General features: G+C 59.0%; 19 protein-coding genes. 9 read left to right on the top strand and 10 right to left on the bottom strand.

Translation table 11 applies throughout. From position 1 onward, the window contains the following. Positions 1-8: 8 nt before the first annotated feature. Complete coding sequence (locus B060_RS26100) at positions 9-377, top strand: Imm50 family immunity protein (protein ID WP_081606845.1); 369 nt, start codon at positions 9-11, stop codon at positions 375-377. A gap of 76 nt (positions 378-453) precedes the next feature. On the opposite strand, the gene B060_RS0112390 is transcribed toward B060_RS26100, so the two are convergent. The 7 genes from B060_RS0112390 to ygfZ all read right to left on the bottom strand — a co-directional run bounded on the left by B060_RS0112390 (position 454) and on the right by ygfZ (position 5946). After that, positions 454-1572 (bottom strand): site-specific DNA-methyltransferase, encoded by a 1119-nt coding sequence (locus B060_RS0112390; RefSeq protein WP_018082109.1) that lies wholly within the window; start codon positions 1570-1572, stop codon positions 454-456. A gap of 241 nt (positions 1573-1813) precedes the next feature. Continuing rightward, the gene (locus tag B060_RS0112385) at positions 1814-2419 is read right to left on the bottom strand and encodes a ribonuclease HII (protein ID WP_018082108.1); all 606 of its coding nucleotides are present in this window, start codon (positions 2417-2419) and stop codon (positions 1814-1816) included. Between the two features lie 38 nt (positions 2420-2457). Then, entirely contained in the window at positions 2458-3177 is a 720-nt protein-coding gene (locus tag B060_RS26095) for a DUF805 domain-containing protein (RefSeq protein ID WP_018082107.1), read from the bottom strand. Between the two features lie 88 nt (positions 3178-3265). Then, on the bottom strand, positions 3266-3859 hold the full coding sequence (locus B060_RS26090; RefSeq protein WP_081606844.1) for a DUF805 domain-containing protein: 594 nt from the start codon (positions 3857-3859) through the stop codon (positions 3266-3268). 32 nt (positions 3860-3891) lie between these two features. Beyond that, complete coding sequence (locus tag B060_RS24400) at positions 3892-4437, bottom strand: DUF805 domain-containing protein (RefSeq protein ID WP_085931820.1); 546 nt, start codon at positions 4435-4437, stop codon at positions 3892-3894. A 33-nt stretch (positions 4438-4470) separates the two neighbouring features. Beyond that, positions 4471-5055: a DNA-3-methyladenine glycosylase I gene (locus B060_RS0112365; RefSeq protein WP_018082104.1), complete on the bottom strand. Its 585-nt coding sequence runs from the start codon at positions 5053-5055 to the stop codon at positions 4471-4473. Between the two features lie 42 nt (positions 5056-5097). Continuing rightward, the gene (gene ygfZ, locus B060_RS0112360; protein ID WP_155847675.1) at positions 5098-5946 is read right to left on the bottom strand and encodes a CAF17-like 4Fe-4S cluster assembly/insertion protein YgfZ; all 849 of its coding nucleotides are present in this window, start codon (positions 5944-5946) and stop codon (positions 5098-5100) included. Positions 5947-6016: 70 nt separating this feature from the next. Here ygfZ and B060_RS0112355 point away from each other — a divergent pair, with 70 nt between their 5' ends. Together B060_RS0112355 and B060_RS0112350 are read left to right on the top strand one after the other, a co-directional pair. After that, positions 6017-6988, top strand: coding sequence for a glycosyltransferase family 9 protein (locus tag B060_RS0112355; RefSeq protein ID WP_018082102.1), 972 nt, complete (start codon positions 6017-6019; stop codon positions 6986-6988). Positions 6989-7084: 96 nt separating this feature from the next. Beyond that, positions 7085-8413, top strand: a complete 1329-nt coding sequence (locus B060_RS0112350) for a dihydroorotase (protein WP_018082101.1) — start codon at positions 7085-7087, stop codon at positions 8411-8413. A gap of 90 nt (positions 8414-8503) precedes the next feature. Here the strand turns inward: B060_RS0112350 and B060_RS0112345 are convergent, their stop codons facing one another. Both B060_RS0112345 and B060_RS0112340 read right to left on the bottom strand, forming a co-directional pair. Continuing rightward, a complete protein-coding gene (locus tag B060_RS0112345) occupies positions 8504-9346 on the bottom strand; it encodes a hypothetical protein (protein ID WP_155847676.1) in 843 nt (280 codons plus the stop codon). A 104-nt stretch (positions 9347-9450) separates the two neighbouring features. After that, the gene (locus tag B060_RS0112340; protein WP_018082099.1) at positions 9451-10887 is read right to left on the bottom strand and encodes a hypothetical protein; all 1437 of its coding nucleotides are present in this window, start codon (positions 10885-10887) and stop codon (positions 9451-9453) included. A 286-nt stretch (positions 10888-11173) separates the two neighbouring features. On the opposite strand from B060_RS0112340, the gene B060_RS0112335 reads away from it, so the two are divergent. The 6 genes from B060_RS0112335 (at position 11174) to B060_RS28230 (ending at position 15045) form a co-directional block, all read left to right on the top strand. Next, complete coding sequence (locus tag B060_RS0112335) at positions 11174-11929, top strand: enoyl-CoA hydratase-related protein (RefSeq protein ID WP_018082098.1); 756 nt, start codon at positions 11174-11176, stop codon at positions 11927-11929. Positions 11930-12078: 149 nt separating this feature from the next. Then, a complete protein-coding gene (locus B060_RS0112330; RefSeq protein WP_236621584.1) occupies positions 12079-12597 on the top strand; it encodes a GNAT family N-acetyltransferase in 519 nt (172 codons plus the stop codon). 30 nt (positions 12598-12627) lie between these two features. Beyond that, positions 12628-13866 (top strand): CCA tRNA nucleotidyltransferase, encoded by a 1239-nt coding sequence (locus tag B060_RS0112325; RefSeq protein ID WP_026172792.1) that lies wholly within the window; start codon positions 12628-12630, stop codon positions 13864-13866. A 35-nt stretch (positions 13867-13901) separates the two neighbouring features. Beyond that, a complete protein-coding gene (locus B060_RS0112320; RefSeq protein ID WP_018082095.1) occupies positions 13902-14633 on the top strand; it encodes a GMP synthase in 732 nt (243 codons plus the stop codon). Continuing rightward, entirely contained in the window at positions 14630-14851 is a 222-nt protein-coding gene (locus B060_RS0112315; RefSeq protein ID WP_026172791.1) for a YdeI/OmpD-associated family protein, read from the top strand. Before B060_RS0112320 ends, B060_RS0112315 begins: the two co-directional genes overlap by 4 nt. Positions 14852-14910: 59 nt before the next feature. Then, the gene (locus B060_RS28230; protein WP_269078010.1) at positions 14911-15045 is read left to right on the top strand and encodes a hypothetical protein; all 135 of its coding nucleotides are present in this window, start codon (positions 14911-14913) and stop codon (positions 15043-15045) included. On the opposite strand, the gene hemF is transcribed toward B060_RS28230, so the two are convergent. Beyond that, positions 15032-15919, bottom strand: coding sequence for an oxygen-dependent coproporphyrinogen oxidase (gene hemF, locus B060_RS0112310; protein ID WP_018082093.1), 888 nt, complete (start codon positions 15917-15919; stop codon positions 15032-15034). The genes B060_RS28230 and hemF overlap by 14 nt on opposite strands. Between the last annotated feature and the right edge of the window lie 115 nt (positions 15920-16034).

Below are 16034 nucleotides of genomic sequence, written 5' to 3'. Positions count from 1 at the left end.
GACGCAGTATGGATTGGACACCCGTTATCGAATGGTTCGGCTATAGATCCGGATTTCATGATGCCGAAGTTGTCAGCATAGATTTACGTCGGCGTCCTGAGCCCTCAAGGATAAGTTTGCATGCGTGGCATATGACATCAGAGGTCGATGAAAAAGGATGTTTTCGCCTTGAACGCCACGCACTTGTGACCTTTACGCTGACGGATATTGTCGAGCAATTACTGGAGGAGTGGAATCACCAGAATGTGCTCATGGGTTTGGTTATCACCGAGGTTCCGGAAGGCTATCGCATGGAACTGGACAGCACGTTCGGCGTTGGCGGCCATTTTATTGCGCGTAATATCTCAGTCAGTGTTGAAGCCTGGCGCAAACCCTAACTGATAAGCCATAAGAAAAGCGCGGACGTTGCCGTCCGCGCTTTCAAACATATGGGTGCAGGGGCCGTGACCCTGCCTAGTTCATGTCGGCGCGTATACGCGAGCGCAGATCGTCGATCGGCTTGAGGCCGGCGTCGGTCTTGAAGCGCCAGTAGGTCCAGCCGTTGCAGGCCGGGGCCTGTTCCATCATGGCGCCCATCTTGTGGATCGAGCCGCTGAGTTCACCATGCACCAGCGAGCCATCGGCACGGACGCGGGCGGAGCGATCACCCTTGGGGGTATAGAGAATGTCGCCCGGCTGGAGCAGGCCGGCCTCGACCACAGCACCAAACGGCACGCGCGGCTCGGATTTCTTGGAGCCCATGACGGCCAGGTCTTCGGCTGTCGCCGGTATGACGCGGGCGATACGCTCGCTGGCGACCTTGCGATAGTTTTCCTCACGCTCGATGCCGATGAAGTGGCGACCAAGACGCTTGGCGGCGGCGCCGGTGGTGCCGGTGCCGAAGAAGGGGTCGAGGACAACGTGGCCGGGCTTGGTGCAGGCGAGCAGGACGCGGTAAAGAAGGGCTTCCGGCTTTTGCGTTGGGTGGGCCTTGTTGCCGTTCTCGTCCTTGAGGCGCTCATCGCCGGTGCACAGCGGGATCGACCAATCGGAACGCATCTGGGTGTCTTCGTTGAAGGCCTTAAGGGCGTCGTAATTGAAGGTATAGCGCTTCTGGCCCTTGGCCTTGGTGGCCCAGATCAGGGTTTCGTGGGCGTTGGTGAAGCGCGTGCCCTTGAAGTTGGGCATGGGGTTGGCCTTGCGCCAGATGACGTCGTTCATCACCCAGAAGCCCATGTCCTGCATGGCGACGCCCAGGCGGAAGATGTTGTGGTAGGAGCCGATGACCCAGATCGCGCCGTCGTCTTTCAGTACGCGGCGGCATTCGCGCATCCATTCGCGCGTGAATTTGTCATAGGCCTCGAAACTGGCGAACTGGTCCCAGTCGTCATCGACCGCGTCGACCTTGGAATTGTCCGGACGCAACAGGTCGCCACCAAGCTGGAGGTTGTAGGGCGGATCGGCGAAAACGAGATCGACGCTGTTGTCAGGCAGGGATTTCAGCACCTCGACACATTCGCCAAGGTGGATGGTGTCGAGCTTTAGGGGCGGCTGCGAAACGGACGGAATTTTAAGGGCGGTCGATTTGCGCAAGACGAAGATCCTTCTGACACTAGGTAAGTCGTGACCCGGTTTCCGGGCCGCAGGGGAGTTAAGCCCCTGAATCCAATGACTAGAATCGTTTTGCAGTTAATGATGGGTTAAATTAACCATGATGACGAATCGCGAGATTCGCTTTTTTTGAAGCGAGTCCGAAAAGACTCACTTTTGATTCCGTTTTGTTCCTATACCTCCCTGATTGTCTGGGAGGGGACGTGAGCGCGCGGGCTTCTGTTTAAACCGTCGCGTCCCGGCTTAGTTCACGTATTGTGGACCAGCTTGTGCGGTGGATAGGTGAGGGGCCGTGGCGGCGCAAGGCCTCCAGATGCGTCTCGGCCTGATAGCCTTTGTGCTTTTTGAAGCCGTAATGCGGATAGACGATGTCCATCTCGATCATGATGCGGTCGCGCGCTGTCTTGGCCAGGATTGAGGCCGCGGCAATGGAAAGCGACAGCGAATCCCCCTTGACGATGGCGGTTGAGGGCAGGGCGATCTTCGGGCAGCCGTTGCCATCGATCAGGGCGTGATCGGCGCACGGATCGAGCGTCTCGACGGCGCGCTTCATGCCTTCCATAGTGGCGGCCAGAATGTTCAGGCAATCGATTTCCTCGACGGTCATGGTGATGACCGACCAGGCGATAGCGGCCTCCTTGATCAGCGGTTCCAGTTCAAAGCGGCGCTTTTCGGTCAGGGTCTTGGAATCGTCGATGCCTTCTGGCAGACGCGCAGGATCGAGAATGACGGCGGCCACGCACAGGGGGCCGGCGCACGGACCACGTCCGGCTTCATCGACGCCGCAGATGCGCCCCGTCAGAGAAGATTCAAAACTAAAATCGGCCATGCCTCGCGCTTTATCGCGATTTGACCGGCTTGTCTTGCCTATAAACCACGCTTGCCGAAGGCGGGACGCGCCGGTGCGCCAAATGACGGGGGTCTGACAGGTCGTGGCGCTGGTGGCGTTTCACGAACGGGCTGTGAAGTGGCGGGTTCTTCGCGGTACTGGGTTGTGTTGGCAGGGCCAAAATCGAAGACAGGCCTATAAGGGGGGGCGTCCACTTCGGGTTCGTGAATCGGCGCATCGAACACGCGGGCGATATGTATGCCGTCGCCCTTGGGATCATCACCGAAGCGGTTAGGGCCTTCGGTGCCTGGCAGGACATGGAAAACGAAGGTGACGGTGGCGGCCAGAATTGTCGGCACGATAACCAGCGCCAGCATAGGCGCCAGAACCTTACCGAAATCGGCAAAGCTTGGTGCTGAGCCCTTGTCCAGATCTTGCAGGCTTTCGCTCATATTGGAGCCGACAACCATGAAGAAGACGATGGTCATGAGGCAGGCGATGGCCGACGGGAAAAGCACCCACCAGCCGGTGCGGTTGGTGTCGTGCAAGCGGCGGATCGCCACGGCTAGATTGGGAATGATCATGGCCAGCGAGAACAGGGCGCTGATCAAAGCGAGAGGGTTCTTGCTCCCGCCGCCGACAATGCCGAGAACGACTCCGACGACAACCTGAAAAGCCCAGAATTGCCAGTATTCTGCGCGGCGGGAGCGGCCGTTGAAATCGGCGTAGCGAGAGAGGGGAAGCAGGAAGGAGGGCATGCAGGTATCCTGTGTGGAGGGGAGGCAGGGTACGCAAACTGCCCGCCACTCTACACAAAATCCCTGAAAATGCGCTTAAGCCTTATGGTTAAAACATCACTTCAGGCGTGTCGATCACACCACGTCCCTTGGGGTCGGCGCCGAAGCGGTTGGCCGTCGGCGTGCCGTCGGTGCAGTAGAAGACCAGCATGACGATCTGGGAGATGAGGATCGGCAGGAAGATGCACAGGAACAGGGAGCCGAACATGCCGAACGCGAACTTGATGCTCTGCTCTTCCGTCATATGGTCGAAGCCGCCGGCCATGGAGAAAATCTGGGTGCCGAACATGATGATGAACAGGACCAAGCCCACAATCGCTACCGCTATGGGCATAATCAGCCACCAGCCGCTACGGTTGATATCATGCAGGCGACGCACAGCTACGGCAAGGGTGGGCAAAAGCAGCGCCAGATTGATCAACTGAAAGAGCGGCATGACCTGAAAATAACGCGCCATGAATTGTGACGGGTCAGGGTTCTGGAAGTTCATGCCGTTGAACATAAGCGTCATGCTGAGTGTGCCGGTCACCGCCCCGACGATAATGCGGAACAGCACCCACAGCCAGAATTCCGAACGGCGCGCGCGCCCCTGAAAATCGACATATTTGACCAGCGGTTGAAACATCAAAGGTACGTTAGACATCAAAGCCCCCCTATGGCTGAACGCAAAATTTATCAGAAAACGCTGGTGTCGCCGCCACGGCCTTTCGGGTCGGGGCCGAAGCGATTGTGCCCGGGCGTGCCATCCAGCACGTTGAACACGAAGGTAACGATCGAAGCGGCGAGGGTCGGCAGGTAAATCCACAACATCGGGCCTATCAGGGCTGACATGACGGCCATGGCCTGATCGGGCGACGGGTTCGGGCCTAACTGGCTGAACTTCTGGATATCGTTGAAAAAGGCACCGCCATTGGCCGAAAAATAGACGATAGCGGCAATGATCATCACCACGATCGGAAAGACATACCACCAGCCTGTACGGTTGATGTCGTGGAAACGGCGCACGGCCACGGCGATATTTGGGATGAGGATAGCAAGCGAGAACAGCATTTGCAGGATAAAAACGGTGCCCATCGGATTGGCGGGTTCGACAATGTTTTTCACGACGCCGAAAACGATGCCGACAATAAACTGGAACAGGACCCACAGCCAGAATTCCGAACGGCGCGAACGGCCCTGAAAGTCGAAATAGCGCGCGAGCGGTTGAAACATCAATGGCATGGTATCCCCCAAGTTTTGATCTTAAGCTCAAAGCTAACTGTTTTTCATCAGGCCCGCAACCTCGGCGTGACGGAAACAGGTGACGGTGTGGTCGTTGACCATGCCGACCGCCTGCATGAAGGCGTAGACGATGACGGGCCCGCAAAACTTGTAGCCCTTGCTTTTGAGCAGCTTAGCCAGTTCCTGCGACGTTTTTGTTTCGGTCGGGATCTGCCCCCACGCGTAATGATTGACCTGCGGCTTGCCATCCTGAATGGCCCAGATGAAGTCGGTGAACGAGGTGCCTTTGTCGCGCATATCGAGCGTTATGCGGGCGCTGTCGATGGCGGCGATGATCTTTGCGCGCGAGCGTACAATGCCAGCGTTGTTCATCAGGCGCTCGATGTCGCGGTCATCGAAACGGGCCACCTTTTCAGGATCGAAACCGGCAAAGGCGGCGCGGAAGGCATCACGTTTGCGCAAGATGGTGATCCACGACAGGCCGGCCTGAAAGCCATCGAGCACGAACTTTTCCCACAGGGCACGCGAGTCGAATTCCGGTACGCCCCATTCTTCATCGTGATAGGCGCAATAGAGCGGATCGGTCTTGGGCCACGGGCAGCGGGGCTTGTCGCACATACGGTCAGGTTCCTGTATCTATGTCATTTTTGTTGATGCGCTTCATGCGTCAGGTGAGATGTCAGGCAGGTGCGGCGCGATCCAGGCGGGGATGTTGAGCCTGATTGCGGCGTCACCGGCTGTCAGGTCGCCATCGCGGCGATCAATCCGCATAAGGGCCAGGCCATAGCCATGCGCTGCGGCCAGAACCTCTCCGGCGCGCTTGTCTGCGTTCAGCACTTCCGCACCTTTTTCGGGCGCTGCGCCGATATAGCTGAATCCAAGGATACGGTTCTTGATCTGGCCGCGCCGCTTCATGCGCGATGTCAGCTCCTGCCCGACATAGCAGCCCTTGTGGAAATCTATGGCGCCCAAAAGATCGAGATTGGCGTCGATGGCATAGAGTTCGTCCTTAAGGAAATCCTCTCCCGGATCACCGAGCGTATGGGTATAACGGAAAGCGCGCCACGCATCGGGCGAAGCGGTCGCGGTCTGAGGCGCGTAGGCAAAACCGAATTTATCATCAATGATTGATGCGCGCGAATCCAGCAAGAAGTCCGTTGGCAGATCGCCGCCAAAAGCCACACACACCGGATGGTCCAGAGCAGAGACCGTCACCTTGGCGCGCAGTTTGTACATGTTAAGTTTGGCCAGCAGTTCATCGCGTTCGGATAGCGGCACATCGAGCCAGATTTCGTCAGCAGAGATGGCATGGAGCAGGGCGTCGCAGATCATCTTGCCCTGGGGCCGCAAAAAAGCCCCGTAGTGCAGTTTATGGAAAACGCCCGCCGTCACCTGCTCGACCATGGAATCGATGGGGGCAGTGCACAGACCTTTCAGGAAACTGGCCCAGTCCGGGCCGGAAGCCTTTATAAGGGCGCGATGCGTAAGCGGGCTGATCTGGAGTGTCATGAGTGTGTCAATCATTGATAAGCAAAGGGGCGGGACTTGCTATAGCGCGGTTAGGGATTAAGTATGCGGCATGAGAGCTGATTTTCCGATTCTTCTGCTGGCCTTGTGCGAGCCTGCCAAGGCCTTGTCCTTAAGCGGTGTCATTGCGCGCCTCAAGCAGGAAATCCCGAACGCCCGCATCACCCTGGCCACCAGCTCGGCCTCGGCCGAACTTTTCCAAGATGATGATTTGGTCGACGAGATACAAGCCTTTGACGGACCGATCTTCAAGCTCAAGGCGCTGGGTTCGCTCAGCGAACTGAGCCGGCGCAAGTGGGGCCTGTGCGTCGATATCGGCCCAACCCTGATCTCGCGCATGATGAAGGCGAAGACGCGCTTTACGCTCAATCCGAATGATACGGCCGGTGTGGTCGAGCAGGTCGCCGCCAAGCTCAGACTTGATCCCGCTGAGATCGCACCGGGCCTGCGCGTCTCGCCGCGTCGTGAGGCGGGTGTTCGACGCCTGATCGATAACGGGCGCGGGCAAGGGGCGCTGATCGCTATGGCGCCCGGTGCCGGCTGGCTGGGACGGCGCTGGCCGACCGAGCGGTTTGCCGTACTGGCGACGCGGCTCATGCGTGATGACGGTCCGTTCGCCAATTATCGTCTGCTGATCATCGGTGGTGAGAGCGAACGCGACACGCTGCAGGCTTTGCGCATGGCCACGCCGCGCGCGCAGGTTATGGAAATTTCCGGTGAGCAGAATGCCTTGAGCGCCTATGCTGCCCTGAAACACGCGGCGTTCTTCGTCGGCAATGATGAGCTGTGGCTGCATCTGGCCGCTGCCGCGGGCATCCCGACCTTTGGCCTGTACGGCCCTTCCGATGAGGTGACGGCGCCGCTGGGCGGGCATGTCCATACCATTCGCAGCCCGCGCAGCCTGGCCGATATCCAAATCGTCGATCCCAAGCTGAAGCAGAACGTTTGCCACATGCTTGATCTGTCGATTGACCGTGTGGCAGCGACCATCGAGCGCTATATGGCCGAGCGCGCCCGTCTCTGAATCTTTTGCTTCACAAACCGGTGCACGCCCTTGCCACGAACGGGGTCGGCTCGTAGAGTCTTGCGCATTGATTTTACTGGACTACAGGTGCCTGCCATGCCGAAAAACTTCGATCTTATCATCCGCAACGCCGACATCATCAATCACGCCGGACGTGGCAAGGGCGATATCGGCATCACCAACGGCAAGTTCGCCGCCTTCGGTGATCTGAGCCAGGCCAGCGCCGCCGATGTCTTCGATGCCACAGGCCTGCTGGCCATGCCGGGCGTGATCGATACGCAGGTCCACTTCCGCGAGCCGGGCCTTGAGTGGAAGGAAGACCTGGAGACCGGTTCGCAGGCGGCCGTTATGGGCGGCGTTGTGGCGGTCTTCGAGATGCCCAACACCAACCCGACGACGACCAATGCCGAGGCCTTCGCCGACAAGCTGGCGCGCGCCCATCACCGCATGCACTGCGATCACGCCTTCTATGTCGGCGGCACGCACGAGAACGTCCACGAACTGGCCGAGCTTGAGCGCATCAAGGGCTGCTGCGGCGTCAAGGTCTTCATGGGGGCCTCGACCGGAACCCTGCTGATCGCCGATGACGAGGGCGTGGCCAATGTGCTGAAGAGCGTCAATCGCCGCGCCACCTTCCATTCGGAGGACGAATACCGTCTGGCCGAGCGCCGTCCGCTGGCGCGCGAAAACGACTGGACAAGCCACGATTTCGTCCGTGACGCTCAGTCGGCCATCCAGTCGACGCACCGTCTCGTCCGGCTGGCGCGTGAAGCCGGCAAGCGCATCCACGTCCTGCACGTCACCACGCGCGAAGAGATCGAGTTCCTGGCCGAAAACAAGGACATCGCCACCGTCGAGATCACACCGCAGCACCTGACCCTGGTGGCGCCGGAAGCCTATGAGCGCCTGAAAGGTCTGGCGCAAATGAACCCGCCGATCCGCGACCAGTATCATGTCGATGGCCTGTGGCATGGCATCAATGGCGGCATCGCCGATGTGCTGGGCTCTGACCACGCGCCGCATACTCTGGAAGAAAAAGCCAAGCCCTACCCGGCGTCGCCTTCGGGCATGCCGGGCGTGCAGACCCTGCTGCCGGTGATGCTCAACCACGTCGCCCATGGCCGCATGTCGCTGGAACGTCTGGTCGATCTGACCTCCGCCGGTGCCCAGCGTGTCTTTGGCGTGGCCGGCAAGGGCCGCATGGCCGAGGGCTTCGACGGCGACGTGACCCTGGTCGATCTCAACCACAAACGGATCTTGCGCCACGAAGACATGCGTTCGCGCTGCGGCTGGACGCCTTTCGACGGGCTGGAAGTTACCGGCTGGCCGAAAGCGACCATCATCCGTGGCAAGATCGTCATGCGTGACGACGAAATCGTGCAACCAAGCCTCGGGGAGGCCTGCCGTTTCATGGAGTCGCTGTAATGCTTATACCTCCACGACTTGTTCGGGGAGGGGGACCGAGGCGCCATTGCGCGTTGGTGGTGGGGCTTATTGCTCTAACAACCTTAGTATTTAAGGGCAGGCTTTGAGAAGCTTGGCCTTATGCGCCTCATAGTCCGCCGAAGGCCGCGAACGCGATACAAACAAATCCGGTGATAAGGCCGCTTCCGGCGTGCCCATCCACTTGCCCTCGGTGTCGATGATTAAGCCAGGCAGGCAGACTGCCGGGCCGCGCGGCAGGTCGAACAGGTCGACGCGGTTGCTTGAACGATCCGGACGACGATGCAACAGCCACACCTTGCCCGACGCAATTACCACATCGCCATTGAAGGGCAGGATGTAGCGATCGGGCCCGACCTTTTCAGCGCAGCCGGCCTTGGCGGGATTGCCGGCATCCGTCGCCATGTCACGCGTACACAGGCCGCGTGCTTTGAGCAGGGCGCCACTCTCGACAGAATAGGCGGTGAAATAGGTGGCGCCGGACGCATCCTGCAAACCGATCCGCAGGCCATCGAACAGGCCGCGTGCCACGCCGTCCACGCCTGCCGCGCTGACGAGCACGCGCTTGCCCGTGCTGTCCACGGGCCGCCAAAGGTCTGGGCTATAGTCCGAGCCAGACGGCATCATAACCGATAGATAGGCTTCAGCCTTGACGTCGGTTTTTGGCAAAGGTTTCCAGTGCTTCCTGACCCATTGAAAGCAGACTGTCTTTGCGCAATCGCCGGAGCGGACCTGAGCGGCTGGTGTCTGGTCCTTCGCATCAGCCAGCGGTGGATAGAGGCGGATATCACCATCGCCTAGCGGGGCTGGGATCACCCGTGTCGGGCCCGTCTCCGGCTTTTCCAACAGGTCGGTAATACGGTCGCAACCGCTTAAGCCCAAAGCCGCCAGGACGATATATAGCCGCAGGTTCATCATCGTCTCCGTCGTGTTCAGTCAAGGCTAGCGCAGCAAATAGACATGAAAAAGGCCCGCGAGGCGTAAACCTCACGGGCCTTATATCTTAAAGGTAAAATCACTTATTCAGCGGAGGCATAGGTGCCGTTACCGGGGATTTCGCACTGGATGGGATCCTTGTGCGACTTGGCGATCGTGCAGGGCACGGATTCGGTGATCTTGTTGCGATCAGCCGAAACGATGGCAATATAACCGCGCTTGTTCGAGCAGGCCAATTCGGCCAGCAGGGCGCCTTCGATGCCATCGGATTCACCGATATAACGCACCTGGCTGACATCACAGCCCTTGCCCGGCTGAGCAATCTTGATCAGCTTGTCGAGTTGGGCACGCAGGGTCGGCTCAGTGACATAGGTGCAGCTCTTGCGGCTCGTCTGGTCGATGAAGCAATCGTTCAGACGCAGCGATGAGGTGCTGCCGGCTTGCGGTACGAAGCCGATCAGGCCCCAGGGTTGCTCCTTGCACTTGAACTCGATGTAGTCGCGCTTGGTTTGCTCCTGTGTGCCGATTACATTGTATTCCTCAACGGTGCAGGGGAAACCGCCTTTGGCCAGTTGGGTCGAGAAGGCGCTGCCGGCGTCTTTCGAGGCCGCGCCGGCGTCGGTGAAGGTACAACCGCCCAGACCGGCGGCGGCGGCACAGGACACCATGCGCTGGTAGGTGTTGTCCGTCTTGGTCAGCACGACGAAGCCGGGTTGGTTGGCACAGCCGAATTCATAGAAGTAGCTGTCGTTTTCCTTGGAAACGCCGATGAAGCGGACATTGTTGACCTGGCAGGTGGCCGAGGCCTGGGTGGCCAGCGGCTTCAGAGTGGCCAGAAGCTGTTCCTTGGTCGTGAATTTACAGGCCGAAGGCGTGCCTTCGACGGTCAGACAGCTCTTGTATTCGATCGGTGACTTAGTGCCGAGTTGCGGATAATCAAGGATGCCGCCGGCGCTGGCGCCGCAGCCAACTTCATAGCGGTCGATCAGGGGCTCCGCGGACGTCGAACCAATCACGCGGGCGTCGCTCACCTGGCAACCCGGAATATAGGGTTGGACCACGGTGTTGAGCCAGGCGTAATGTGGCTGATTTTCGGGCAGGACGCACTGAATGGCGTCAGGCTGGGTGGCTTTCAGCTTGGCGGCCAGCGAGCAGGTGAAGGCCTGACCGACTTCGGTCGGCGAAACGCTGGTGATGATAAAACCAGGACCGGTTTTACAGGCCACTTCATAAAGCTGCCCCTTGACCTTGGTGCCAGCCTTGTCGAATTCGGTAGCGCCCAGCAGATAGGCGTTGCTGGGGACGCAATCGAACTTGGCGAGGGCGATGATTGCCGGAATATCGGTCATGCTCTTGGCCTGAACCGCAGGGTCGATCTTGAACGGACCGGCCGGTACTTCCTTTTTAGGTGCAGCATAGGCCGCGTTGGTGCTGACACTAGCGATGCACGCCAGGCCGACAGCGATGACGAGGGTTTGCACCCTTTGCGCCATCTTTTTGAAATTCAAGGATGTTTTCATAGGGGCGACTCTCCGCGGCTCCAGACCTGTAGACAACCATCGCGGTTTGCAACGGGATGGATTAATTTTCAATAGGTTTATTTTCAAGATGTGGCGAATGCAAGGCATTATATGCCTGCTCAAGCGCAGCATGGCTTACGCGCAAACGTGCGCGGCGGGCGGTCGCCCTTGCCAAGTCTTTCTGGTCGAAAGACTTGGAGCTTTGTTAATGGAGCAGCTTCCCTTGCGGCATAGTTGCCGTCAACGTCAATTTCGATTAGGGTGAGCGAAACAGGGAGCCAGAACAATGAGCGACATCCAAACCCATCTCGATAACGGCATCCTGACGCTCAGGCTCAGCCGTCCCGCCAAGAAAAACGCCCTCACCAAGGCCATGTATGCCGACCTGACAGCCGGACTGGCGCAGGCCTCCGCCGATGATGCCGTTCGCGTAGTCGTCATCGCCGCAGAAGGCGGCGATTTCTGCGCCGGCAACGATATCCTCGATTTCGCGCAGGACCTGCCGGCTTATCAAAACCCGGATACCGACCACGACGCCATGCCGGTCTTCCAGTTCCTCAAGGCGATCACCTTCTTTGAAAAGCCGTTGATCGCGGCGGTGCAGGGGCAGGCGGTCGGCGTCGGCGTTACCTTGCTTCTGCATTGCGATCTGGTTGTGGCGGCGGAAGACGTCCGCCTGAGCCTGCCCTTCCTCAAGCTCGGCCTCGTTCCGGAAGCCGGCTCCACCCTGCTGCTGCCTGAGCGTATCGGGCATCAGCGCACCTTCGCATGGATGGCGTTGGGCGAGGTGATCGGCGCGGCGGACGCGAAACAGCTTGGCCTTGTGAATGTCGCGGTGGCGCGCGAAGACCTCGACGAAACCGCACTTGGCATGGCGCAAAAGCTGCTGAAATTATCGCCGTCTAGCCTGCGCCACACCAAGGCCTTCATGCGCGATCCGGAAAAGCTTTGGCAGGTGATCCGTGCCGAAGGCGCCATCTTCCGTCAGCAACTGCTCAGTCCGGAAGCTCAAGCCGCTTTTATGGCTTTCCTGTCACGTTAAGACCTTAATGCTAAGCATGACACAAACAGTCGCATTAATTGCTGGCGGCAACTGTTGTTATGCGGCCATTTTTATTGACCTTTTCATATATTCGTCCTATTTCGCGGCCAGTATTCATCAGTCACTATTGACTGAGAGAGGGTATAGCTTTGGCTCTGGACGCAATGACGCTGGATTTTACGATCGGTCTTGAAACGCCCGATCTGAACGATCGTATCGTGGAACTGACCGACCGCGCCTTTGGTCCCGGCCGTTTTGTCAAGACGGCCGAGCGCCTGCGTGAAGACTCCCACGTCATCCAAGACCTGAGCTTTGTGGCCATGCAGGGCGAGCGCCTTCTGGGCTCCGTGCGCATGTGGCCGATCTTCATCCATGATTTCGACGCCAATACCTATGAACCCCTGGTGTTTCTGGGACCTATCGTGGTCGAGGAAGACCAGCGCGGCCGCGGCATCGGACGTCATCTGATCGGCGCCTGCGTCGATGCGGCTTTCGCCAAGGGTCTGCGCGCTGTGCTGCTGGTCGGTTCGCAGAGCTATTTCAAGCCGTTCGGTTTCGACAAGGCGACGAACATGACCCTGCCGGGGCCGGTTGATCCCAACCGCCTGCTGATCCGTTACAGCCAGCCCGATCTCGCTTTTGCCGGTCAGGTCGTCAAGGTCATTTGATCTTGCGGTCATGACGGCCTAGGTTGACGCATGACCACGATTCCTCTTTCTGACGCTATGATGTCCACCGCCACGCGCGCCGTTTTTGCTGCGCTTGAAGCTAGGGGGGGGAAAGGCTGCGTGCGCTTTGTCGGCGGCTGCGTGCGCAACGCCCTGATGGGCAAGCCCATCAGCGATCTCGACCTGTCGACGCAACTGACGCCTGACGAGACCGAGGCGGCGCTGGAAGCCGCGGGTATCCGCAGCGTGCCGACGGGCAAGGCCTTCGGCACCATCACGGCGGTGGTTGATGGCCGTCCTTTAGCCGGGGCTCCTGAGACCTATGAAATCACTTCCCTGCGCGAAGATGTCGAGACCGATGGCCGCCGCGCAGTGGTGGCCTATACGACCGACTGGAACAAGGACGCCCTGCGCCGCGATTTCTACCTCAATGCCCTTTATGCCGATATCGACGGCCAGGTGTTTGACCCAACGGGGCAGGGTATCGCGGACGCACAAGGCGCCAGGGTGCGTTTTATCGGCGAGGCCGAGCAGCGCATCCGCGAGGATTATCTGCGAATTTTACGTTTTTTCAGGTTTACGGCAGGCTATGCCAAGGCGATCGACGAGGCCTCTCTGGCCGCCTGTGTGGCGCTGAAAGACGGCATTGACGGACTTTCCGGTGAGCGCATCCAGCAGGAACTGCTCAAGACGCTCAAACTGTCCGATCCGATGCCGGCCTTCGCCGCCATGGCGGTCAATGGTTTTATGCCGCTTGTCGTGCCCGGCTGGAGCGGGGCTGATCTGGCCGAACTGGTTGTTATGAAAGGGCTGTCCGATGAGCCTGAGCGCCGGCTGATCGCCCTGTTCGATTGCGGTATCGGATTAAAGGCGGAAGATCTGCAGGCGGTGCAGGCGCGGCTGAAGATGTCGCAGCGCCTTTATAACCGTCTGCTCGATGCCGGCCAGGTGGCCGATCTTTTGGCCGGTCCGCAGGAGACGCCGTTCGCGCGCCTGATGTACCTGCACGGTCGTCAGGCTACGGAGGATGCGCTCTATCTGGTGGCAGCGCATCTCAACAAAGACCCGGCCGCCGTTGACTACGTCATGGCTATGCTGCAAGGCCTTGAAATTCCGGTGTTTCCGCTCAAAGGTGCTGACCTGATTAAGCGCGGCTATTCGGCCGGCCCCGAACTCGGCAAGGCTCTTAAACAAATCGAAACCGAATGGGTTAATCATGATTTTTCACAAAGCGTGATCGACCGGGCTCTTGACGCAACTGCGAAATAGCCCAACGCTGGTGGCGTATTCGGGGTCTTGATGTGATGCAGAGTTCAGAGTTTGCCGGTGACTATGTTGCCATTCTGGAAACGGGCGTGCCGCCTTCGGGGCTGGACGCGACCTACGGCACCTATGCCGACATGTTCTCGAAATTACTGAGCCGGGAAGGGCGCGCTTTCAGGGTGTTCAAAACGCTGGAAGGCGAACTGCCCGAACAGACGACCGCGCTGAAAGGCGTCGTCATTACCGGCTCACCGGCGGGCGTCTATGAGAGCGATCCGTGGATCGTGGCGTTGATGGAATGGCTGCGTGCGCTCGATACCCAAACCCCCGTTGTCGGCATTTGCTTTGGCCATCAGATCATGGCGCAGGCCTGGGGCGGCCATGTCGAGAAATCCTCCAAGGGCTGGGGTGTCGGCCTGCATGAATATACAGTCGAGGCCCACGATCTCTGGCAGGAACTGGCGGGCCAAGGCTCCGCCAAAATCGCCTGCGCGGTCACCCATCAGGATCAGGTGGTGAAGAAGCCGGAAAACGCCATCCTGCTGGCCGGCTCTGAGTTCACCCCGCACGGCGCGCTCTACTATACCGACCGCAAGGGACTGTCTTTCCAGTGTCATCCGGAATTTTGCGAGGATTTCGCCAGCGACCTTCTGCTCAGCCGACGCGGTATCCGCATCGATCCGGCCCTGGTCGATCATGCTGTCGAGACGCTGAAAAAGCCGAGCCAGCGTCATGATTTGCTGGGCGCGATCTCGAAGTTTCTGGGCACGTGATCCCTGAAATCCATCCCATGCCGGACGATATCCGCAAGGCTCTGAAAGATCGCGGTCTGTACGGCAAGTACGAAGAGCGCCCGCCCTACCAACAGAACGACTACATCGGCTGGATTGATCAGGCCAAACGCGAAGGAACGCGGGACAAGCGCATCAGGCATATGCTCGATGAACTGGAAGCTGGCGGTCTTTACATGAAGACGCGCTGGACGGGGTAAACGTCTTGAACCCGAGAGCGAATGACGCTGTCATCATGTCATGTAACCAGGGACACAGCGTGAAAATACATTTTGAGACACTCGATGGTTTGCGCGGTGTAGCGGCGATCAGCGTCCTGCTGTTTCAATGGTCCATTGTGGTCTGTGGTGATGTGATCATCAGTCCCATACGCCATGTCGTTATGGCCATTTGACCACAGGTGGCATGGATGACATGATGGAAGGCACATAACCACCGGTTTTCAATCCGAATATAGTGCCGCGATCGTAGAGTAAATTGAACTCTACATAACGCCCACGCTGCACCAGTTGCGCCTCGCGGTCATCTTCGGTCCATGATTGATTCAAACGTCCGCGCACGATCTGCGGATAGATGTGCGCGAACGCCTTGCCGACATCCTGCGTAAAGGCGAAATCGGCGCCGTGATCGCCGCTGTTCAGGTGATCGTAAAAGATGCCGCCTATGCCGCGCGGTTCGTTGCGGTGGGGCAGATGAAAATATTCATCGCACCACGCTTTGAATTTTTTGTAGTAGGCCGGATCGGCGACATCGCAGACCTCCTGGAAAGCCTTATGGAAAGCGATGGCGTCCGGCGCGTCCTGATGGCGGTCGGCGGCCATCAAGGGGGTCAGGTCGGCTCCGCCACCAAACCAGCTCTGCGTCGTGGTGATTAAGCGCGTGTTCATATGCACCGCCGGCACATGCGGATTGGTCAGGTGCGCGATCAGCGAAATGCCGGTGGCGTGAAAACGCGGATCGACGTCGGCGCCCGGGATGGATTTGGCGAATTCCGGTGAGAAGCTGCCGTGCACGGTTGAGATGTGCACGCCCACCTTCTCGAACAGGCGGCCTTTCATAATCGACATTTCGCCGCCGCCACCGGCTTCACGGCTCCACGGCGTGCGTTCGAAACGGCCGGCCTCACCGGCATAAAGTGAGGCTGGCGCCTCATCTTCCAGCGCTTCAAAAGCGGTGCAGATCGAATCGCGCAACGATCGGAACCAGGTCGCTGCCTGGGTCTGGCGGTCCTGGGGCATGTCGGCGGGGAGGGGGGCGGCTTGTGTCATGGGACAGCCTGATAGCGCGGACACACGCGACGGGCTACCCCCAATTTTTAAATGCTGCGACCAATAGCCACATAAAACTTATGGGATTGCGATGTTACAAACCCCCATCGCATAT

It is taken from the genome of Asticcacaulis benevestitus DSM 16100 = ATCC BAA-896, assembly GCF_000376105.1.
GTDB lineage: Bacteria > Pseudomonadota > Alphaproteobacteria > Caulobacterales > Caulobacteraceae > Asticcacaulis > Asticcacaulis benevestitus.
This window is presented reverse-complemented; position numbering and strand designations above follow the sequence as displayed.